This is a genomic window from Gracilibacillus salitolerans (assembly GCF_009650095.1).
Taxonomy (GTDB): Bacteria; Bacillota; Bacilli; order Bacillales; family Amphibacillaceae; genus Gracilibacillus; species Gracilibacillus salitolerans.
Map to the genome: position 1 here is coordinate 1,309,358 of NZ_CP045915.1, position 21,830 is coordinate 1,331,187.

Genomic DNA, 21,830 nt, shown 5'->3' on the forward strand with positions numbered 1-21,830 from the left:
GTAATCGCTTTTTGCCACTGACTTCTGGCATTTATTTCATAGTGAGAAAAATAAAGAATAGCTAGATATGGAGGTTCATTATGAAAGAAATTACTTTCTGGCAAATTGGTTCAACTGAAGGTAAATCTAATCAGTTAGTAGATAATTATAAAGATCCAACTTTATTTGCAGACGTGGTATGGAATGTAGAAGATGCACACCATACCAATCAAAAATGGCCATTATTCCATCCAAGTGAAGCAGACCCGGAATTTGGATATAAAAGAAGACCTTATACAATAAAGTTTAACTTAGACCACCAACCTCAAGGTTCTTATGTATTACGGATGCATTACTTAGTGATAGCGCCACGATTAGCATTTGTCGAAATGAAGATAAATGGTACAAAAGGCAATGCCTATCTTCACCCTAATCCTTCACAATCTGGAGAAATAAATCTTCATTCGGGTTTGCACACAACCATTTATTCGGATGGTGTCCTTGAAGTGGTCATCCCTGATGAGCAATTGAAACAAGGGGAGAATGTACTGGAGTTAGTTAGTCGAGATGGTGGAGATTATATAAGGGTAGATAATGTTGAAAAAATAAAGCGTCTAGACCGAATGGCTAATGGAGCAGGGTTTATCTATCAATCTATTTCACTATTAAAAAAGGAAGTACAACCAGAATCAAGTGTAAAAAAACTAGCTATCGAGCCGACTGTACTTTATAAAAGAAATAAAAATGGCGAATTAGTGGAGCGTTGTTATGTCTATTTAGAAAGCAATCAAGCATTACATGCCACGTCTCTATCATTGGAGATCCAAGTGGCAGATGAAATGCAAATCTTAACTATTCCAATTCCGACTATATCGTTCGGTCACATCACACATACTTTTGATTTAATTGATGGAGAGGGTGTTGTGACGTATCGTATTCTTGGAAAGATTAATGGAGAAGATTTCGAGCAATCAGGTACTATCCAACGAAAGAGAAAATGGAAAGTCTATATTACTCCGCATTCGCATACGGATATTGGGTATACACATCGCCAATGGGAGGTAGGAGAGCGGTTATGTCGTAATATTGATACAGCTATTCAGTTTTTAGAATCAGGAAACGCAGGCGATACATTTTCATATCATTTGGATGCATCTTGGGTTTTAGAAGCATATATCGAGTTGAGAAGTGAACAACAAGTCGAAAAATTATTTCAATACGTGCAACAAGGCAAAATTGGTATTCCGCATTCCTATGGTGACTTGCTCACTCAATACGCCTCTTTAGAAGATTTGATACGGAACGGTGAATTTTCAGAATCTCTACTAAGACCAAGAGGTTTACGCTCAAAATTCACATCGATTGTTGATGTGCCTTCTATGACAGGATCATTACCAAAAGTATTGCAAGATTCTGGTGTGAAATTTTTAGTTCATGCTAATAATCAGGATCGAGGGCCATTTCGTTTAAATGGAGGTTTGCATAAAATATCCCCCTATTATTGGGAGGGAAATCACGGTGGAAAGGTACTTGTTTGGTTGGCTAAGATGTATTGTGAGTTGAGAAAAGTATGTGGCAGTCCGCCAGTAATAAGTAGTGCTGAACGAGGTTTGGAGCTTTGGTTAGATGAGTATGAAACAGAGTCTTACGCACCAGATGCTGTTTTATTATATGGACAGGAAGCTGATAATACTGACATGGATCCACAGCCAGTGGACTTTACCAAACAATGGAATGAAATGTATGAGTATCCGAAACTTATTCCAAGTAATGTAGAAGATTTCTTCGAATATGTAGAAGGCCAATTTTCTGATCATTTTCAGACTGTAAAAGGTGATGGTGGAGGATATTGGGAAGATGGCGTGGGATCAACTATAGAACCGGTTATTACGATTCGTAAAGCGCAATCGATGCTACCAGCTGCAGAAAAGCTAGAGTCCTTGGCAGCCATTCATAATCCAAATTGGAAATATCCTAATAATCATTTTGATCAAGCATGGCATACTAATTTGCAATTTGTAGAGCATACTTGGGGAGCGTTTTTAAGTGGTACAGATCCAGATGCTTTATTACAACACGATCAATGGGCGATTAAACATCATTTTGCACGTGATGGTTTACAAAAAGCTAAGCGTTTACTCGACACAGCAGCCGTTAGACATAGCTTGAATTGGAACAATAATGGAAGGGAAGTCGTTGTTTATAATGCGCATAGTTGGAGGGTAAGTGGACCTGTTCAAGTGGAAATAGCCAAAAATGAAAAAGTATATAATGCAGTTACAGGAGAAGAAATGCAAACGAGAAAGGTAAAGGAGACAACGACTCAGGCTATTGTTGAGATATGGATTAATAACCTACCAGGCTTAAGCTATCAAAGAATGGTGTTAAAAAATGTAAGTAATCAAGCAGAAAATGATCGATCCATTGATCAACATAATCAGAAAGTGGTTGTTTTGGAAAATGATTTTTATCGTATGGAATTAGTCACAGAAAGAGCATGCCTTGTGAGCCTACTAGATAAAGAGAATGAAACAGAATTGGTCGATAAGTCAGATGAATTTGGCTTTGGTCAGTTTGTCTACGCGAAAGGTGGAGAAGGCACTCGGTTAGTCGGAAATTCCAATGATTTAGCTGACGGAGATCCTGAGCTATTAACCGATTTTGAGTTATTTGATGTAAAGGTAGAATCCTTTGATTACGGACAATCGGTTCAACTTGTTGGAAAAGTTACTCATGGAGAGTTGAAAGTAGCGTGGACATTATGGGATCAACTAAAACAAATCGATGTCCAATATAGTTTAGATAAAGAAGAGAAATTAGAAAAAGAAGCGATTTACATTGCTTTTCCTACTAATTTGAAGCAAGCAACGATTAAATCTGACTCACAAATAGGTTGGGTGAATTGGGATAAGGATCAACTGCCAGGAGCATGTAAGGAATGGCTTCCTGTGCAATCTACGATGTTGTTAGCTAATGAGGAAGCAAGCATAGCTATTGCGACACCAGATATTCCACTATTTACTATTGGCAATGTTGTTAAAGGTAGATGGCCTAAGGAACTTGATCTAACGGGAAATAGAGTGTTCTCGTATGTTCTCAATAATTATTGGCATACAAACTATAAGGCATCACAATCAGGTCAAATCGAGATTCGTTATTCTATTACTAGTGCAAACCAGATTAAGCATGATCAAGCATATCGTTTTGGTTGGCAGCAGAGAAGACCAATTTATGGACATCGGATAAGCTTCCAGGATTTCCGAACCGTTCACCCACCATATCAAAGTGAGGCTGGTGGTCAATTAGCTCAATTAGATACAGATCAAGTATCGCTAGTCACATTAAAAAAAGCAAAATGGGAAGTAAGTAGCTGGATCATTCGATTACAAGAAATTGCAGGTCAAACAAGCACGGCAACTTTTGAAGTGCCTAAACAAAAAATTCAGTTTGCAAAAGTAACAGATTTATTAGAAAAAGAAACAGAGAAACTGGAAGTGAATGCTAATGGATCCTTAACCGTTCATATGGAACCATGGGAAGTGAAAACAATCCTGATCACTTTGTAAGAAAGAGCCTGCAAGTTGGAGCTACAAAAAGAGAGCAGAAAACAGGTCTTATTTTACCTTCTTGAGCTAAGCCAAAAAGTAATGAGTTAGTTTTAGATCTCGTCAGATCAACAGTTTACAAATAAGATATATCAAAGAATATATGGAGAGGAATCATTATGCATACCAATGATCAAAAAAACCAATATCATCAAGAGATGATTATGAAGGCGGATAAAGCGATTAAGGAGTTAAGTGCGTTATCTAATCAATGTAACTTTCGAATGAAGTATCATTTCATGCCTGAAGCTTCTTGGATTAACGACCCAAATGGACTTATCTACATTAATGGGGAATATCATATGTTTTACCAGCAACATCCTTATAGTGCTGAAAATGGACCAAAGCACTGGGGACATGCCAAAAGTAAAGATCTAATCCATTGGGAACACTTGCCAATTGCACTAGCACCAACTGAAGATTATGAAACACATGGTTGTTTCTCAGGTACATCAGTTTATCATAATGACAAATTTATCATTTTTTATACAGGTAATGTGATAGAAGATCGTCGAGTCAAAAAACAAGTTCAATGTATGGCAACAAGTCAGGATGGCGTAAGCTTTGAAAAAGATGAGAATAACCCTATTATTGGAAATTTTCCTGAGGAAGGATCACAAGATTTTAGAGATCCCAAAGTCTGGCGACATGAAGATAAATGGTATATGGCGATAGGTTCAGGAAAAAACGGCAAAGGAAATGCACTCTTATATCACTCAGAAGATCTTCGCTCATGGAAGTATATGGGGAAAATGGCGGAAAGTCGTGATACATTACACGGTAAGATTTGGAATTGTCCAGACTTTTTTGAAATAGATGGAAAAGATGTTTTTATCTTTTCTCCGGCTATTTCTAAAAGTGAGAAAGGTCAGGAAAATAGACAAGCAATATATTGGGTTGGGAACATGGATTATCAGACAGGTAAGTTCCAAGAAGAAGTGGATGGAGACGTTGATTTAGGTAAAGATTTTTACGCACCTCAAACTTTAGTGGGTGATCAAGGTCGGGTTATTTTAATAGGCTGGTTAGATATGTGGTGGAATGCTATGCCGACACAGGAAAAAGGATGGGCTGGTATCATGACAATACCTCGTCTCGTTTCTATATTGGATGATGGAAGTTTAACTTTTAATCCGGTACCAGAATTACAAGAACTGAGGGAGCATCATCTTGAGTGGAATGAATTAACAATTAGCGGAGCGGATAAGCATGTGTGTTTAACCAATGGAGGTGCCCTTGAAATTATAGCGGACTTTGACTTAAAAGTAAGTGATGCCAAAGAATTCGGCCTTGAAGTAAGAAGTTCAATTAATCGAGAAGAAAAAACTGTTATTAGTTTCAGGCAGGAACAAAATGAATTAAGTGTCAATCGCAAGCAATCAGGATTAAGTGAGAATGGTGAAACAACTTGTGAACTCATTCCGCATGCAGAAGACTATTTAAAACTTCATCTGTTCATAGATTCTTCTTCGATTGAAGTGTTTGCAGATGACGGTCGGACAGTGATGTCACATCGTATTTACCCTGATATAGAAAGTACAGGAGTACAATTATTTGTAAAATCTGGTGTAGTGAAAGCGAACTATATCGATATCTGGTCGTTGAAATCAATTTGGTAGTAAAGGTGTTGAGCAGGCATGCAAATGGAACAAAAAACGGCTTTGGTGACAGGAGCTAGTCGAGGTATTGGAAAACAAGTGGCAATACGGTTAGCGGAAGAGGGCTATGATATTGCTTTTTGTCATTTTCAGGATGAACAAAGAGCAAAGCAAACGAAACAGCAAATTCAGGAACAATTTAATCGAAGATGTTTCGTGTTTAATGTGGATCTTAGACAAACGAATTTGCTTGCTACTTTAGTTAAGGAAGTAATTTCAAACCTTGGATCAATTCATACACTTGTTAATAATGCTGGTATTACCATTTTTCATCCTATTACAGAAATGGAGATAGATGAATTAGATCACTTAATAAATCTGGATTTAAAAGCACCGTTAACATTAATGAGTTTAATCGGCCAACATATGAAAGAGTGTCATTTCCCTGGTAATATCATCAATATTACGTCAACGAGGGCTGAGCGAGCTTATCCGGATGATGCAGTGTACGGTGCGGTGAAAGCTGGATTAAGACGAGCTACCGAATCTGTTGCGTTAGAGTTATCTGATTATGGCATTCGAGTAAATTGTGTGGCACCGGGTGCTATTCAAGTGTATTCTAGTAGGGATGAATATTATCAAAACTTTGGTCAGAAAGTCCCATTAGCAAGAGCTGGCCAACCAAATGATGTCGCTGAAGCTGTATGCTTTCTTGTATCTGAACGTGCATCCTATATTACGGGAACAACGGTGAGAGTAGATGGTGGGCTTATTTTACCAGGCATGCCAGAAACAAGTGATAAACAAAGTGGTTGGAAACAGGATTGAAGGAGGATGGTTATGGGACGAAGTATAACGATTAAAAATGTCCGAACAATCTTAACAGCGCCAGCAGGTGTGAATCTGGTTGTGGTGATAGTGGAAACAAATGAACCAGAGCTATATGGATTGGGATGTGCTACTTTTACACAAAGACATCGAACAGTGGCGTCAGCCATTGATGATTATTTAAAGCCGTTTTTAGTTGGAAAAGACCCCGAACGTATTGAAGATATTTGGCAATCTTCAATGGTTAGTGCCTATTGGCGAAATGGCCCTGTTTTAAATAATGCAATTGCAGGAGTGGACATGGCGCTCTGGGATATTAAAGGGAAATTGGCTAACATGCCTGTATATCAGCTATTAGGAGGAAAATGTCGTGAAGCTGCTGCAGTATATCGACATACTGATGGACGAGATATGCAGGAAGTTGGAGAAAAAGTTTTAGAAATGAAGGAACAAGGATACCGGTATGTAAGATGTCAGCTTGGTGGATATGGTGGGAGAGGGCATCACATGCAATCGCCAGAGAATGCATTATCAGGCAAATACTATGATCCGGTTACCTACGCCAAAAGTGTTCCAAAGCTATTTGACTATCTACGGGCAAATATTAGTGAAGACTTAGAATTTATTCATGATATTCATGAGAGAGTTTCACCGATAGAAGCCGTTCGGATGGCCAAAGAATTAGAACAATATCGATTGTTTTATTTAGAAGACCCACTAGCTCCAGAACATTTAGAATGGTTCGAAACATTAAGAAATCATAGTGCTATCCCTATCGCGATGGGAGAACTATTTGTACATCCAAAAGAGTGGACATCATTAATTACGAATAGATTAATAGATTTCATTAGGTGCCATATTAGTGCAATTGGTGGAATCACCCCTGCGAGAAAACTAGCGATAATAGCAGATAATTTTGGTGTGAAAACAGCATGGCATGGTCCGAATGATATTTCTCCAGTTGGTCAAGCAGCGAATATCCACTTAGATTTGAGTAGTCCTAATTTCGGTATTCAAGAATGGAGTGCTGTAAATGACCAAATACGTGAAGTTTTCCCTGGGACGCCGGAAATTCGAGGTGGTTATGTGTATGTAACAGATAAACCAGGACTAGGAGTAGAAATTGATGAGGAAAAAGCAAGACAATACCCTTGTCATGATAACCTACCTGAATGGACGGTGTCTCGCATTACAGACGGCACTATCGTTCGACCGTAGAAGAAGTTTAAATCATATTTACTAACAAAATTCCTAAAGAGCAAGAATTATCCAGAGATGCTGTAATTACATTAACTATACAAGGTTTATTTATGCTTGGGACGACAATGTCCGAAATGTTTGGATTATTCATGTATGCGAAAACTAAAGTGGATGTGGAGAAAATCCGTAGAATCAATGAAGGTAAATCTTTGATTGATAGCAAAGGATGAATCAATTATGGCGAAACAACGAATTATCCATGCAAATATTGTGTTGGAAAAAGAAATATGGAAGAATGGATCGGTCTTAATAGATAATGGAACCATTATAGAGGTTAGTGATAACAATGATGTGTCAGAGAACGTAACGATAATAGATGCCAAGAATAAATTATTAATTCCTGGCATGGTGGATGTGCATATCCATGGGGCTAATGGATTTGATATGATGGATGGAACAACAGAGAGTGTTCAGGAAGTATCCAAGCAATGTGCCAAAACAGGGTGTACATCCTTTTTGGCTACGTCAGTAACTTCATCCCTGGATGCATTAGAAGAGATGATAGATTCAGTGAAAAAAGTGAAGGGACAAGAGCAAGGAGCAAGTATTGCAGGCATACATCTAGAGGGTCCTTACTTAAATGAAAAACGCAAAGGCATGCAAAATCAAAAATATTTAAGGGAACCAAACGTATCTGAAATCGATAAACTATTAGTCCGTGCGGAATCGTTCATTAAAATGGTAACCGTAGCTCCTGAGTTAGATGGTGGTTTAGAATTAGTCAAATATTTAGTGGAGAAAGAAGTAATCGTTGCGATTGCACATTCAGATGCAACGTATGAGGAAGCAAAGGAAGCATTTCAGCATGGAGCAAGTCATGTGACACATTGTTTTAATGCTATGTCTCCTATTCATCACCGTAAACCTGGAGTTGTGACTGCTGCTTTTGAACAAGAGCATGTGAGTTTACAAGCAATTGTAGATAATGTACATTTACACCCTGCAATAGTCCGGTTAATGCATCGAATAAAAGGCTCAGAAAAGTTAGTACTTATTACTGATGCGTTGCAAGCAATGGGGCTAGGGGATGGTCAGTATCATTTTGGAGGTCATCATGTAACAGTCAAAGACGGAATAGCAACATTAAGTGATGGCACACTGGCTTCTAGTACAGTCACCATGAACCAAGCACTTAAAAAAACCTTTGAAAATGGTGTACCACTTGTTGATGCGGTGAGAATGGCCGCTACAACTCCAGCAGAATTGCTGGGATTAATGCGTAAAGGAAAAATTGCAGAGGGTTATGATGCTGATTTAGTATTATTAGATGAAGATTTTCATGTAAGTAAAACGATGAAAGAAGGGCATATTATTTCATTGTAGGAAAAGAAAATTTGCGTAATGTCTAGCGCCCAGAAACAAGGCGACTTCACGAATCGCCCTACGATAAAGGAGACTTGCCGACTGGTGAAACCAGAGGCCTAGTCGCCCTTTCATCGACTAACTTCAGTCACGTCCTGTGACCAACGTCGATACTAGAACTTCCTGTTCGTCGTGGCCTTGGGCGAAAGTCATCATCGGCTCGCTTTTCTCAGTGCTTCCTTTATCTCAGTTGTAGGAATGATCGATTAAAGCCGTCACTTTGCGTGACAATATCGATCTACCCGTGTTGTACAGGCACAGTCGCTACCTTTCTAAGCGGGCGCTATGCGCTTTTCTTAATTTGAAAGGTATACCTGTCCATAATATGCTTATTAGGCTGCTATTCCCCAAATCTTAAGAGGGGGGATATGCAGCCTGATTTAGTTTCATCTATTGTTAAAAAATAAGCTTAGTGATCTAGAAGGAAGGATGGCATATACCACTTTATTATTTTATTCCTTTGATGGTATATAACCTCTTTTTAACACTCTGAAATGTCCTGGTGTGATACCTGTATTCTTTTTGAATACTTGATGAAAGTGTGTGTCGCTTTTGTAGCCAATTTGGCTTGCTATCTGTTCCATTGTGTAATTAGTCGAAGACAATAGATATTTAGCTACTTCCATCCGTCTGTAAATCAGGTATTGACCAGGTGACCAGCCAGTTTTTTGTTTGAACTGACGACATAAATGATGTGGGCTCAAATATACTTTTTTTGCTAACCTGTCCAATGTCCAATTTTCTTTATATCTTTGTTCAATCAACTTTTTCACAGTTAAAATTGAATTTTTGGAAGATGAATATTTTCTTTTATTGACACTGTTAGGTTGATGGTGAAATTGTTGAATAAGCCGTCCAATAAGTGCGGATAACAAGCCATTCGTAATAATGTTCGATTCTGGCAAATCACTCTGTATTTCATGGATGATTTGAAGTATAAGATGTTGAAAATCTGAAACCTCTTCTTCTAATTGTAGAATAGGTTTTTCTTTCTCATCAATAAGATGATTGTCAGGTAAACCTTTGATTTGTAAGGAACAAAAACCTAAAAACAAAGCTTTAAATGAACGATTTCTATCAATAAACTCCTGATGGGAAACATTTTTGTTGAAAATAAAGAGATTTCCTGTTTGTACGGTACATTGCTGACCTCCAATCCCTTTACACAATGTGGATTGTTTATAATTATGCTTCTTTTAGTCATTGATAAACTCCTTTCATAAGCAATAATCAATAGTCTCTCCGCATTTTTTATTCTTTTTTTAAAGTGTGCTTGTTATAACATTACTACTAGATATTCTTCATGGTAAGAATCTTGTATTTTTAGCCTAGGCTAAACACCATCAAAATTAAGGAGGAACGAAATGAATAATCAATCAAAATGGAGACTAGATTTTGCTACACAACTTCATTCCAAACTACGTCATTTTTCAGGGGTTCACGCTATACTTGTTGGAGGTTCTGTTGCACGAGGTTATTCCGATGTATATTCAGATCTGGAACTGATTCTATACTGGGATGAATATCCATGTGAGGATACAAAATATTCGATTATTAATGACTTAAACGCTAAATTTAGCTACCCTAAATTAGATCATGGGCATGAAAGTGCTTTACTGATAAACGGATTTCCTGTTGATCTTTGGCATAGAACGATTGCTGAAGAAGAAATAACGATGAACAAAGTTTTGCATGAATATAGTTTGGATCTGAATGCAAATAACACACTAGATACCATTAGAAATGGAATTCCGTTGTATGGAAAAAATCTTATGCAAAAGTGGAAGAAGGATGTGACAAAGTATCCCGAAGAACTTTCTATTCAATTTTTAGAAGAGTATCTCCCTCATTTCCATCTTCGTCAACTGAATTTTGCGGTACATCGTGATAATCCAACAGCAATATACGCGATGATTAGTGCTATTCAATCTAGCTTATTTTTGATACTACTTGCTTTAAATCAATCTTATTTTCCCACTTATAAATGGATATATAAGAGGCTATATGAATTAGCTTATGTACCAACACAGATTGAATCAAAATTAAGAAATATCTATAAACTAGAACCACTTGAAGCGCTAGAACAACTTCATAGCATACTTACAGAAACGTTAACTATGGTCGAAGAAATGTTTCCTCAAGTGAACACAGCATTTGCTAAATATGGATTAGACCAAAAAATACCAAAGCCATACTATCATGCACCATTATGATAGTTAGAAAAAGAAGGCAACGGCAAAAGGTCTGATATGTTTTGCCGTTGCGGTAATTAATCTCATTTACATAGTTCCTACCATAACTTACGATATTTTCAGTATGACAATACATTCCTTTCTCCAGTAATATTAACCTCGTAAGTTAAAATATTACTGTCTGTTAAGTGTACACTTCGTTTGTCAGGTTGGCTTCCACCAATAAAAATTTGGTAATGACCTGGTTCTATTACTCTTATTCCTTCTTCAGTTATAAGTGACAAGTCGCGAGGTGTTACAGTAAACTCTATAACCTTTTCTTCTTTCGGTTTTAATTTAATCTTTTTAAAACCTTTTAATTCTAAATTCGGTACACGTACACTAGCTTCTATGTTTCTCACATATATTTGAATGGCTTCCTCTGCTTCCATCTCTCCGGTATTTTGGATTGATAGTTGAATATTAATGTTTTCGGAAGTTGAGAAGCTATGATCTAATTGATTAACAGGCTTATAGATAAACGATGTATAAGACAATCCATAACCAAATGAATAAAGTGCTTCGTTTTCCATATATCTATAAGTCCTATTTTTCATTGAATAATCATGAAAATCAGGTAACTCTTCGCTGCTTTTATAAAAAGTAACTGGTAACCTAGCGGATGGACTATATTCACCAAATATTAAGGAGGCGATAGCCTTACCACCTTGTGCTCCAGGGTACCATGCTTGTACAACTGCTGGTAAATGTTCGTCCGCCCAATTTAATGCAATGGCACTACCCGAAAGATTGACAAGAACGATTGGCTTTCCAGTTTCGTGAAGCTTTTTCATAAGGTCTCTCTGAAGGCCTGGTAATTCAAGGGTTGGCTTATCCCCACTTCCAAATGTGTTCGATTCGTGCATTTCTTCGCCTTCAATTGTTGCGTCAAGCCCTAAACATAGGACAACTACATCAGATCTTTCTGCAATAGAGATAGCTTCTGAAATTCTATCTTCTGGATGATCAAGCGCACTTTGTTTCTTATTGTACAGTTCGCAACCCTCTGCGTAATAAATTCTTGAGTCGGGAAGAGCGGAGCGGATACCATCCAGAACAGTAATATATTGAGAAGCTGTCCCTTCATAGTTACCAATTAGTGCTTCTCTACTATTGGCATTTGGTCCAATGACTGCAATAGATTTTGTTTTTTCTTTGTTGAGTGGTAGAAAGTTATCTTTGTTTTTCAGTAAAACTAAACTTTTCTTAGCTGTCTCTAAAGCTAACTCATTATGCTCTTTACTGTCATTTACTTCAAATAGGATATTCGCATAAGGTACATTACTTTCCTCATCAAACATCCCTAGCTTCATGCGAGTCATCATTAATCGTTTTACAGACGTATCAATGGTTTCCTCCGATATAAGGCCTTCCTCTACGCCTCTTACTAAGTATTTGTACATAGAACCACAATTCAAATCACAGCCGTTATTGATGGCTAGGGCTGCAGACTCTTGTTTAGTGCTGGTTACACGATGTCCTTCATGGAAATCGACAACTGCCCAACAATCAGATACAACATGTCCTTGAAATTCCCATTCCTGTCGCAAAATTTGTTCTAATAATGTTTCACTACCACAACAAGGCTCGCCATTAACGGCATTATAGGCACCCATGATGGCTTCTACATTCCCATCTTTAACAGCATCACGGAATGCAGGTAAATAGGTTTCATATAAGTCTTTTTTATTAACTTGCGCATTGAATTCATGTCTTAGCTCTTCCGGTCCACTATGAACAGCGAAGTGTTTAGCGCAAGCTGCTGCTTTTAAATATTTTGGATCATTACCTTGAATTCCGTTAATATAGGCAACTCCCAACTTACCGCTTAGATAAGGATCTTCTCCATATGTTTCATGCCCTCTCCCCCAACGAGGGTCGCGAAAAATATTAATGTTAGGTGCCCAGAAAGTAAGCCCTTTATAAATACCGCGGTCATTTTTTCGGGCAAACTCATGGTGTTTCGCTCGTCCTTCTGTTGCGATGACATCCCCAACTTCCTCTAGCAATTCAGTATCAAAAGTTGCAGCAAGACCAATCGCCTGTGGGAACATAGTTGATACACCAGCTCTTGCCACACCGTGTAAACTTTCGTTCCACCAATTATAGGACGGGATCCCGAGACGCGGAATAGCACAAGATTTGTGTATGAGTTGTGCTGCTTTTTCTTTTAAAGACATTTGAGCAACTAGATCGTTAACACGTTCTTCAAAACTTAATGATGTATCTTTATATTTCGGTACATTTACCATTATTTTCCCTCCATGAAATGATATGTTATTGAATATTCTTTTCGAATGTTTGATACTGTTTCCAGGGTTTAAACCCTAATTTTTGATAAAAATGAATATGTGTAGTCCCGTTGGTGGCATTCGTTGGTACTCCTGGGAAATAGTGATTGAAATCTTGTCCTGCGATAATTTTTTTGGCGTTGGACTGCTTAAATACTTGTTCAGCAGTCTCTAGCAAATACTTTGCGGTTTTTTTATTTTGCTGTTCTGGATCAACGACAATGGATTGAATAAAGCCATTTTGATCAGAGATATCTAATGTAGGTGATTGCACTCCTTTTTAAAAATGATGAATCCGGTTATTTCCCCAGATCTGTTGATCATCATTTGAGATGCTTCGGAATAAAGGTGTGGATCATTGAATGTGTTCTGCATAAAAAGTTGATCATATATAGGAAAGTTTTTTCCCATTGCTTTATTCCAGAGTGCAATCATTTCTGCCTTCTTGGAAACATCAATTGGAGAAAATAACATTTTTATCGCTCCATTTCATTCAATTAAATATGCACATAAAAACCACAAAAAAACAACAATTCACTTTGAGTGGTGTTGTGCCTTATGAAACCAAATGATATCAGTAATATCATTAATTGTCTAGCTATTTATTATAGGGATAGCTAATGAAAATCTGCAAAAAACATTGACGTTTCTGCTGAATTAAGCCATAATAATTACATAATCATTCGTAATTATATCAAAAATCCACACAAAACAACATAAAGGAGGCGTTGCTATGAAAACGTTAGCTATCGTTCATACCACACCTGTAACGATTGAACCTTTGAAAGCTTTAGCAAGGGAATTACTGCCCGATCATCAGGTGATAAATTTTGTTGATGATTCTATTCTTCCTAAATTAATAGAAGATCCAAGTCATATGTCATTTGTTAGGAAGAAAATTATTCAATATATGAAATTTGCTGAGAAGACAGGAGCAGATATCATTCTAAATGCATGTTCTTCGGTGGGAGAAGTCGTAAAAGATGCTAAAAAAGAAGTTAATATACCTGTAATTCGAATTGACGAAGCGATGGCGGAAAAAGCAATTTCAGAGGGAAATAAAATAGGCGTAGTGGCCACATTAGCGACGACACTAAATCCAACAATGGCATTATTGGAGTCAAAAGCAGCGGAATCAGGTAAAGAAATTCAATTAGAATCCAATGTAGCCTCTGAAGCTTATCAGAAATTAATGAATGGCGAAAAAGAAAAGCATGATCATATACTAAAAGACTTATTAGAGAAAATGGCTAATGAGGTAGATATAATCGTGTTAGCTCAAGCTTCGATGGCAAGAGTTGTAGCTCAATTACCGAAGTCTTCACAAAGTAAATTTCTATCAAGCCCTAAATTAGGAATGCTGCGTGTTCGAGAAATAGCAGAAAGGGCTTAACCATATGAGCTTATTAGGTATAGATATAGGAACTACAAATTTAAAGGTAGGGCTTTTTAATCGTGATGGCAATTTGATTGATGTTCGAACAGCACCTAACAGAGTGTATTACGACAAACATTCCTTTCCTTATTACGAACCAGCGGTCTTAGTTGAATCAGTAATAGGGCTAATAAAGGAACTACAGGAACAAAGTACACACGAAATAGAGACGATTGGGATTACTAGCATGGCCGAAAGTGGTCTATTAGTAAACCAAGAAACGGGAGAATATATATCTCCAATCCTTCCTTGGTTTGATAGAAGAACCAATAAAATTGCAGATCAATTGAGATTGGAAATAGATGAAATCGATCGATTTAAAAAAACTGGAATTAAACATAGCTATAAGCATGGTTTAGCAAAGATATTGTGGTTAAAGGAAGCAGGATATCAAATCAAAAAAGGTGTGAAATGGTTATCAACAGCAGATTTGATTGCTTTTCATTTAACAAAGGTAGTAGCGACTGACTATACACTAGCAGCTAGAACTTATGTTTATCGGATTGATACAAAAGAATGGGATGAATCCTTTATTCAAAAATGTGGCTTAGATAAGGAACTTTTTCCAGAAGTCAAAGCGAGTTATGAGCCAGTCGGTGAAGTTAGTGAGGGATTCGATGACTATGGAATCAAAGAAGGTACTCCTGTAATAGTAGCGGGTCATGATCATGTATGTGCAGCATTAGCTGTAGGTGTGGTAACTCCTCAAGTGGTACTTGATTCGATAGGTACTGCAGAAACATTAGTTGGCTCTGTTGCAGAACGGACTATTACAGAAGAGGATTATCGATCAGGTTTAAATTTTGGGGTTCATGTTTTGCCTAATCGTTTATTTTGGATGGGGGCCATTCAATCCTCAGGTGGATCGATAGAATGGCTTCGTAACCTTTTAGCAGATGATAAGCTATCATATGACAGATTACTATATTTGCTAGAAGGTGTTGATCATCAGCCTACTGGGATTTTGTATTTCCCATATATAACAGGCAGTGGAGTACCAATGCCTGATACAGATGTTAATGGAGCATTTATTGGGCTTAAAGCTTCTCATAGTAAAGAAGATGTAATAAAAGCTGTGTTAGAAGGTTTGTCATATGAATTTGAATGGATGAGAAACACTGTAGAAAAAATCCTGTCAACAAAACTCGACCAAATTACTTCAGTTGGTGGTGGGACGAAAAATAGGCATTGGATGCAATTAAAATCGAATGTGTCGAATTGCCCCATAACCATCCCTGAAATAAATGAGGCGACCTTGATGGGAGCCGCAATGTTAGCTGGACTAGCAAAAGGAATCTATCAAGATGAAGCAGACATGTTAGATGTCATTGACCAAATCAAAAAAGAAGAGATTCAACCAAACTCATCTTTATATAAGAAGTATAAAAATGTTTATCAAAACGGCTATCTGAAATTGCAAGACCCGATAAGGCAAATATACACAAATAATGAATAAACAAAGAGAGGATTTATTACCATGAAAACTTACAAATTATCTAATGTTATAACATTAAAACAAGCGCTAGAACAAGCTGAAAAGAGAAATTACGCAATCGGATCATTTTCACCTCGTTATACGGATATGATATTGCCAATTCTTCGAGCAGGACAAAAAAAGAATTCACCAATTATTGTACAAATTTCTCAAAAAGAACTAGAACGTTATGGAGTATCACCATATGAAATAGGGGAAGTTTTCTATAGAAAAATGCAAGAAGAAAACATTACCGTTCCTACTGTTTTACACTTAGACCATACAAAGGACTTTGAGGTAATCGAACAGGCTATTGAAGCAGGTTTTACTTCTGTGATGATTGATGCTTCGGAACATCCATTTGACAATAATGTTGTGATTAGTAAAAAAGTCGCTGAGTATGCTCACTCAAAAGGTGTTTCTGTAGAAGCAGAATTAGGAATGATTGGAACTACTGATTTTGTCGAAACAGATAAAGATGAAGAGCTTTATACAGACCCAGATGAAGCGCTTGAGTTTGTTAATCAAACAAAAGTAGATGCATTGGCTGTTTCCGTGGGAACGGCTCACGGTGTATATAATGTAAGAAAACCAACAGTAGATCTCGAGAGGCTAAAAGCTATTAGAGCACTTACACCTGTACATCTTGTATTACATGGGGGATCTGGTGTACCTTCTGAAATGATTCAAGCCGCTATGGAAATTCCGGGTGGCGGTGTTAGTAAAGTGAATATAGCAACAGATCTAGAGTTAAGTCTTTTGGGAGCGATAGGTCGTGAAGAACGTATGACAAATGCAGAATGTAAAGCATTGTCTGAAGATCTTAAAGCAAAAGGCCAAGCAGCTGTTCAGAAGACGGTGGAAGATAAAATGGAAAACTTTTTATTAAGTGCAAATAAGGTGGATAGCTTTAAATATTAAATAGCTGGTTTGAAATATAGGAAATGAGGTGAACTCATATGAGCGATACAATGACGATCAACAAACAATTACAAGATATTGGTCGTTACATGATGCGTAACGACCTTGCTTGGGGCAATGCAGGAAATATTAGTGCGAAAACATCAGATGATAGCTTTTTGATCACAGCAAGTGGTACGTATTTGGGAGAATTACATGATACAGATTTTGCTGCATGTGATTTAAAGGGTAGAACTATTTCTACTACTAATAAACCATCTAAAGAAGTTCCGATGCATTTAGCTGTATATCAAGAGCGACCTGAAATAAATGCGGTGTTACATGCTTCGCCCTTTTATAGTACCTTAGTAGCTTGTTCCAATTTAGAAATCCCATCAGAATGGTTTGTGGAATCTATGTATTATCTTGAAAAAGTGGCTAGAGTACCTTACCACCATCCAGGATCAGGCGATTTAGGTGATGCTGTTCGCGAAAAAGCGAAGGATGCCAATATCTTGCTTTTAGAAAATCACGGTGTTTTAGTTTATGATACAAGTGTGAAAGAAGCTCGAATGGCTTTACAAACATTAGAATATACATGCAAAATGCTTGTTACAGCAAAGCAAGCGTCCATTGATTTAACAAAACTATCAGACGAGAGAGTACATGATTTTCTTCATCATGCTGGGTATAAACCACGGAGAGAGTGGGGGAACGTATGATAGGAGTAATTGCAGACGACATTACCGGAGCTAATGATATCGGTGTTATGTTTAATAATGGGGGTTTTATATCGGATGTATATAGTTATGACTCAAATGTTTTACAGGAGTTATCATCCACGATGTCGGATGTACTAATTTTCGATACAGATTCTCGCCTAAATAAAATAGAGAAAGCCTATGAAAAAGTTTTTCAAGCTACGAAGAATATAAAACAGGCGGGGGCAACTCAGTTTTTCAATAAAACCTGTTCTGTGTTTAGAGGGAATATAGGAGCTGAATTTGATGCAATGCTTGATGCATTAAATGAAGAATTTGCTGTTATTGTATTAGGATTTCCGAAAAATGGTCGTAAAACGATTCATGGGATTCACATGGTACATGACGAAAAATTAGAAAACTCTCAATTTAAAAATGACCCTGTTCACCCAATGACAGAGTCTAATCTAGTCGATATTTTACAAAAACAAACCAATCGTAAAGTAACATTAATCAATATTGAGACGATAAAACAGGGAGCACAATCGATTCGAGCAAAACTAGATAACCTGAGGAAAGAAGCGTTTCATTACGTTATTCTGGACGTAGAGGAACAAGCGGATTTGCATATTATTGCCCAAGCTATTTATGATCAAAAAATCATTTGTGGTAGTTCCGCCATTGCTGAAGAAATTCCAAAAGTGCAGTCCAAATCCTCTCGACTAGCACAAGGTGATATCCAGGTTCCTGAGAGTGATTCAAGTAAAGGTTTATTCTGTGCTGTAGGTAGTTTAACGCCACAGACAATTAATCAAATCCGATATGCTCGAGATAAAGGTATAAAAACCATTGAACTAAAAACCCTTGGTTTAATCTCTACAATAGATAGGGAGGAAATGCAGGAAGAATTAGCGGAGATGGTTATCCAAACTATCCTTAGCGGTGACGATGTCATTGTTCATTCTACTAATACGCCAGACCTCGTACATGAAACAAAGCAACAAGCAAAAGAATTAGGAATGGATAATACAGCAGTATCGAAGCTAGTTTCAAACGCAATAGCATTTATTTCAGAGAAGGTGATGAAAGAAACGAAACAATATCGATTTGTCATAGCGGGTGGAGATACATCAGCAACCGTTTGTCAGAGGCTAAATATAAGAGGGATGCGTGTTTGGGAGGAAATCCAAACTGGTTTACCGTCTTGTATCTCATTAAACAAACCTTCCTACTTGTTTATATTAAAATCAGGTAGTTTCGGAGATGAAACATTTTTAGAAAAAGCATTCGACCATTTGCGTTCACAGTAATGGAAGGATGAGAAGGAGATAGGTTATGCATAATGAAATAGAAAAATTAATCAAGAAATATCCTGACTTGCAGCAATCAGTAGACACGATTGAAAAAGCATTTAATCTGTTGGTTGAAAGTTATCGAACACAAGGGAAGCTATTATTATGTGGTAATGGAGGAAGCGCAGCGGACTGTGAGCATATTGTTGGAGAATTAATGAAAGGGTTTACCCTCAACAGACCTGTCGATAGGGAGTTTGAACGGAAACTGAATGAAATGTATCCAGAGGATGGGGAATATGTAGCTCAACATTTGCAACAGACACTGCCAGCAATTTCTTTAGTTAGCCATTCTGCCTTGTCGACCGCCTTTATTAATGATGTAGCAGCAGACATGTTATTTGCCCAACAGGTGTATGGATATGGACAGGTTGGTGATGTAGTAATAGGTTTAAGCACTTCTGGCAATTCCGATAATGTAGTAAAGGCGATGAAAGTAGCCAAAGCATTAGGTTTAAAGACGATTGGTTTCACAGGTGAGTCAGGTGGAAAAATGAATGATATTTGTGATGTCTGTATCCGCGTGCCTTGGAAAGAAACATTAGATATACAAGAGCGACATCTCCCTATTTATCATACGTTATGTATCATGTTAGAGAAGGAGTTTTTCCAATCATGACTATATTAGCCGGATTAGATATAGGTGGAACAAAGTGTGCAGTATTATTGGGAAAAACAATTGGCGATGATATGGAAGTAATAGAACGAGTGCAATTTCCTACGCCATCTACACCAGATGAATCAATTGAGAAAATGGCTTTGACATTAGATCAACTTCAAGAAAAACACAATGTGGAAAAAGTAGCTGCTATCGGTATCAGTTGCGGTGGACCATTGAATAGTAAAACAGGTACAATAATTGCACCACCAAATCTACCTGGGTGGGAAAATATCGAAATTGTGAAGCTGCTAGAAGAACGATATCAGATTCCCGTCGCCTTACAAAATGATGCAAATGCTGGTGCTATGGCAGAATGGCGTTGGGGAGCTGGTAAAGGAACGGAAAATATGATGTTCTTAACATTTGGAACAGGTATGGGTGCAGGTCTCATTTTAAATGGACAGCTGTACTCGGGTACGAATGATTTAGCAGGTGAGGTCGGACATATTCGTTTAGCGGAGGATGGTCCGATTGGATTTGGTAAAGCAGGTTCCTTTGAAGGCTTTTGTAGTGGTGGAGGTATTGCTAAATTAGCCGCACAAAAAGCATTAGAGGCGCTTCAAAAAGGCAATCCACCAACGTATTGTTCATCGATGGATGAATTGAGTACCATTACAACCAAAAGTGTAGGGGAAGCAGCTCAAGCTGGAGATCATCTAGCACTAGAAGTTTTTTCGATGGTAGGGTTTCAATTAGGTAGAGCATTATCACTTTTTGTCGATATACTAAATCCCGAAAAAATTGTGATCGGAAGTATCTATGGCAGACAACAAGATATTTTGGAACCTATTGTATTAGAGGAATTGAAAAAAGAGGCGATTCCTTTATCTTATTCAGTGTGTGACATTATACCAGCTGGTTTAGGGGAAAAAATCGGGGACTTAGCAAGTTTTTCTGTTGCGTTACTCGCACTTAAAAACTAAATTATTTCTTTGATAAAAGAGAGGAATTCGATTGGTATGAGAACAATTAGCGGAGAGTAATGGATAAAAGTAACTATTGTTAAAACAAGGAGGAACTTATGAGTACTTTAAGTGTTGGTTTAATCGGTTGTGGGAATATTAGCAGAATTTATTTTGAAAATGCCAAAAAGTTTAAAGCAATAGATATTGTTGCATGTGCAGATTTAGATCTTGATCGTGCAAAAGAAAAGGCGGAAGAGCACAACATACAAGCCTATACGGTAGATGAATTACTAAATGACCAGAGTATTGACATTGTTTTAAATTTAACCATTCCAGCTGCCCATAGCGAAGTGGCGAAAGCTGCACTTGAAAATGGGAAACATGTGTATACAGAAAAACCATTATCTATTTCATTAGAAGAAGGAAAAGAAGTCATCCAATTAGCAAAGAAAAAAGGTTTAAAAGTTGGTGGAGCACCAGATACATTCTTAGGTGGTGGTATTCAAACAAGCTTAAAACTTATACAAGATGGTTGGATTGGTCGTCCTATTGCAGCAACTGCGTTTTTTATGAGTAATGGTGTAGAACAATGGCACCCTAATCCAGATTTTTTCTATAAAAAAGGTGGTGGGCCAATGTTTGATATGGGACCATACTATATCACAGCACTTGTATCCATTCTAGGATCGGTGAAGAGGGTAACCGGCTCTACGAATATATCATTTCCGGAACGGTTCACACCTGATGGAAGAAGCATTCCTGTAGAAATACCAACACACATTTCTGGTGTGTTAGATTTTGACAATGGAGCTGTCGGTACCATCATTACAAGCTTTGACTCCTGGGGAAATAATTTACCGAGAATCGAAGTTTACGGGGAATCGGGAACGTTAAGTATACCTGATCCAAATACGTTTGGTGGACCTGTAAAATATCGTAGAAAAGGCGAGAAAGAATTTGTGGATGTGCCATTGACGTACGATTATATTGAAAATAGCCGAGGATTAGGGTTAGCTGATATGGCAGAATCAATAATAGATAATAGAGATCACCGAGCAAATGGTGAATTAACGTATCATGTTTTAGAAGTTATGCACGGATTCCATACTGCCTCAGATGAAGGAAAGCATTACCAGTTAAAAAGTAAGATAGAAAAGCCAGCTATATTAGAAATGTGGAAGACATTTTAGAACTTGGAGTTTTTCCGGGTTTTATAAACTAAAATGGGAACGTTCCCAAAGATGATAG

The 21,830-nt window shown here is 37.5% G+C and carries 17 protein-coding genes; 14 read left to right on the top strand and 3 right to left on the bottom strand.

All coding sequences use genetic code 11. The features are described 5' to 3' along the window. Positions 1-80: 80 nt before the first annotated feature. The 5 genes from GI584_RS06225 (at position 81) to nagA (ending at position 8,593) form a co-directional block, all read left to right on the top strand. A complete protein-coding gene (locus GI584_RS06225; RefSeq protein ID WP_153790646.1) occupies positions 81-3,545 on the top strand; it encodes a glycosyl hydrolase-related protein in 3,465 nt (1,154 codons plus the stop codon). A gap of 158 nt (positions 3,546-3,703) precedes the next feature. Beyond that, complete coding sequence (locus GI584_RS06230; protein ID WP_153790647.1) at positions 3,704-5,203, top strand: glycoside hydrolase family 32 protein; 1,500 nt, start codon at positions 3,704-3,706, stop codon at positions 5,201-5,203. Between the two features lie 24 nt (positions 5,204-5,227). Next, positions 5,228-6,010, top strand: coding sequence for an SDR family NAD(P)-dependent oxidoreductase (locus GI584_RS06235; protein WP_228552353.1), 783 nt, complete (start codon positions 5,228-5,230; stop codon positions 6,008-6,010). Between the two features lie 12 nt (positions 6,011-6,022). Continuing rightward, a complete protein-coding gene (locus GI584_RS06240; RefSeq protein ID WP_153790649.1) occupies positions 6,023-7,228 on the top strand; it encodes an enolase C-terminal domain-like protein in 1,206 nt (401 codons plus the stop codon). Positions 7,229-7,447: 219 nt separating this feature from the next. Further along, complete coding sequence (gene nagA, locus GI584_RS06245) at positions 7,448-8,593, top strand: N-acetylglucosamine-6-phosphate deacetylase (protein ID WP_153790650.1); 1,146 nt, start codon at positions 7,448-7,450, stop codon at positions 8,591-8,593. A gap of 491 nt (positions 8,594-9,084) precedes the next feature. Here the strand turns inward: nagA and GI584_RS06250 are convergent, their stop codons facing one another. Next, on the bottom strand, positions 9,085-9,801 hold the full coding sequence (locus GI584_RS06250) for an AraC family transcriptional regulator (protein WP_153790651.1): 717 nt from the start codon (positions 9,799-9,801) through the stop codon (positions 9,085-9,087). Positions 9,802-9,996: 195 nt separating this feature from the next. Here GI584_RS06250 and GI584_RS06255 point away from each other — a divergent pair, with 195 nt between their 5' ends. Continuing rightward, a complete protein-coding gene (locus tag GI584_RS06255; RefSeq protein WP_153790652.1) occupies positions 9,997-10,845 on the top strand; it encodes a nucleotidyltransferase domain-containing protein in 849 nt (282 codons plus the stop codon). Between the two features lie 98 nt (positions 10,846-10,943). Here GI584_RS06255 and GI584_RS06260 read toward each other — a convergent pair whose 3' ends face one another. Continuing rightward, entirely contained in the window at positions 10,944-13,115 is a 2,172-nt protein-coding gene (locus GI584_RS06260; protein WP_153790653.1) for a glycoside hydrolase family 3 C-terminal domain-containing protein, read from the bottom strand. Between the two features lie 25 nt (positions 13,116-13,140). Continuing rightward, positions 13,141-13,428 (bottom strand): GNAT family N-acetyltransferase, encoded by a 288-nt coding sequence (locus GI584_RS06265; RefSeq protein ID WP_153790654.1) that lies wholly within the window; start codon positions 13,426-13,428, stop codon positions 13,141-13,143. A gap of 459 nt (positions 13,429-13,887) precedes the next feature. On the opposite strand from GI584_RS06265, the gene GI584_RS06270 reads away from it, so the two are divergent. The 8 genes from GI584_RS06270 (at position 13,888) to GI584_RS06305 (ending at position 21,772) form a co-directional block, all read left to right on the top strand. Continuing rightward, the gene (locus GI584_RS06270; protein WP_153790655.1) at positions 13,888-14,547 is read left to right on the top strand and encodes an aspartate/glutamate racemase family protein; all 660 of its coding nucleotides are present in this window, start codon (positions 13,888-13,890) and stop codon (positions 14,545-14,547) included. A 4-nt stretch (positions 14,548-14,551) separates the two neighbouring features. Further along, entirely contained in the window at positions 14,552-16,045 is a 1,494-nt protein-coding gene (locus tag GI584_RS06275; RefSeq protein WP_153790656.1) for an FGGY-family carbohydrate kinase, read from the top strand. Positions 16,046-16,066: 21 nt separating this feature from the next. Continuing rightward, complete coding sequence (locus tag GI584_RS06280; protein WP_153790657.1) at positions 16,067-16,984, top strand: class II fructose-bisphosphate aldolase; 918 nt, start codon at positions 16,067-16,069, stop codon at positions 16,982-16,984. Between the two features lie 38 nt (positions 16,985-17,022). Continuing rightward, a complete protein-coding gene (locus GI584_RS06285) occupies positions 17,023-17,685 on the top strand; it encodes a class II aldolase/adducin family protein (protein WP_153790658.1) in 663 nt (220 codons plus the stop codon). Beyond that, positions 17,682-18,974, top strand: a complete 1,293-nt coding sequence (locus GI584_RS06290) for a four-carbon acid sugar kinase family protein (protein WP_153790659.1) — start codon at positions 17,682-17,684, stop codon at positions 18,972-18,974. Before GI584_RS06285 ends, GI584_RS06290 begins: the two co-directional genes overlap by 4 nt. Before the next feature lie 25 nt (positions 18,975-18,999). Next, positions 19,000-19,635, top strand: a complete 636-nt coding sequence (locus tag GI584_RS06295; RefSeq protein ID WP_153790660.1) for a D-sedoheptulose-7-phosphate isomerase — start codon at positions 19,000-19,002, stop codon at positions 19,633-19,635. Beyond that, positions 19,632-20,600 carry an ROK family protein gene (locus tag GI584_RS06300; protein WP_153790661.1) on the top strand — a complete coding sequence of 323 codons (969 nt, stop codon included), beginning with the start codon at positions 19,632-19,634 and terminating at the stop codon, positions 20,598-20,600. Before GI584_RS06295 ends, GI584_RS06300 begins: the two co-directional genes overlap by 4 nt. Before the next feature lie 98 nt (positions 20,601-20,698). Continuing rightward, positions 20,699-21,772, top strand: coding sequence for a Gfo/Idh/MocA family protein (locus tag GI584_RS06305; RefSeq protein ID WP_153790662.1), 1,074 nt, complete (start codon positions 20,699-20,701; stop codon positions 21,770-21,772). The last annotated feature ends 58 nt before the right edge of the window (positions 21,773-21,830 follow it).

What these genes read in the sequence shown, in the direction of transcription:
- GI584_RS06225 (WP_153790646.1), top strand. Translation starts at nt 81, where the DNA reads ATGAAAGAAATTACTTTCTGGCAAATTGGTTCAACTGAAGGTAAATCT.
- GI584_RS06230 (WP_153790647.1), top strand. Translation starts at nt 3,704, where the DNA reads ATGCATACCAATGATCAAAAAAACCAATATCATCAAGAGATGATTATG.
- GI584_RS06235 (WP_228552353.1), top strand. Translation starts at nt 5,228, where the DNA reads ATGGAACAAAAAACGGCTTTGGTGACAGGAGCTAGTCGAGGTATTGGA.
- GI584_RS06240 (WP_153790649.1), top strand. Translation starts at nt 6,023, where the DNA reads ATGGGACGAAGTATAACGATTAAAAATGTCCGAACAATCTTAACAGCG.
- nagA (WP_153790650.1), top strand. Translation starts at nt 7,448, where the DNA reads ATGGCGAAACAACGAATTATCCATGCAAATATTGTGTTGGAAAAAGAA.
- GI584_RS06255 (WP_153790652.1), top strand. Translation starts at nt 9,997, where the DNA reads ATGAATAATCAATCAAAATGGAGACTAGATTTTGCTACACAACTTCAT.
- GI584_RS06260 (WP_153790653.1), bottom strand. Translation starts at nt 13,115, where the DNA reads ATGGTAAATGTACCGAAATATAAAGATACATCATTAAGTTTTGAAGAA.
- GI584_RS06270 (WP_153790655.1), top strand. Translation starts at nt 13,888, where the DNA reads ATGAAAACGTTAGCTATCGTTCATACCACACCTGTAACGATTGAACCT.
- GI584_RS06275 (WP_153790656.1), top strand. Translation starts at nt 14,552, where the DNA reads ATGAGCTTATTAGGTATAGATATAGGAACTACAAATTTAAAGGTAGGG.
- GI584_RS06280 (WP_153790657.1), top strand. Translation starts at nt 16,067, where the DNA reads ATGAAAACTTACAAATTATCTAATGTTATAACATTAAAACAAGCGCTA.
- GI584_RS06285 (WP_153790658.1), top strand. Translation starts at nt 17,023, where the DNA reads ATGAGCGATACAATGACGATCAACAAACAATTACAAGATATTGGTCGT.
- GI584_RS06290 (WP_153790659.1), top strand. Translation starts at nt 17,682, where the DNA reads ATGATAGGAGTAATTGCAGACGACATTACCGGAGCTAATGATATCGGT.
- GI584_RS06295 (WP_153790660.1), top strand. Translation starts at nt 19,000, where the DNA reads ATGCATAATGAAATAGAAAAATTAATCAAGAAATATCCTGACTTGCAG.
- GI584_RS06300 (WP_153790661.1), top strand. Translation starts at nt 19,632, where the DNA reads ATGACTATATTAGCCGGATTAGATATAGGTGGAACAAAGTGTGCAGTA.
- GI584_RS06305 (WP_153790662.1), top strand. Translation starts at nt 20,699, where the DNA reads ATGAGTACTTTAAGTGTTGGTTTAATCGGTTGTGGGAATATTAGCAGA.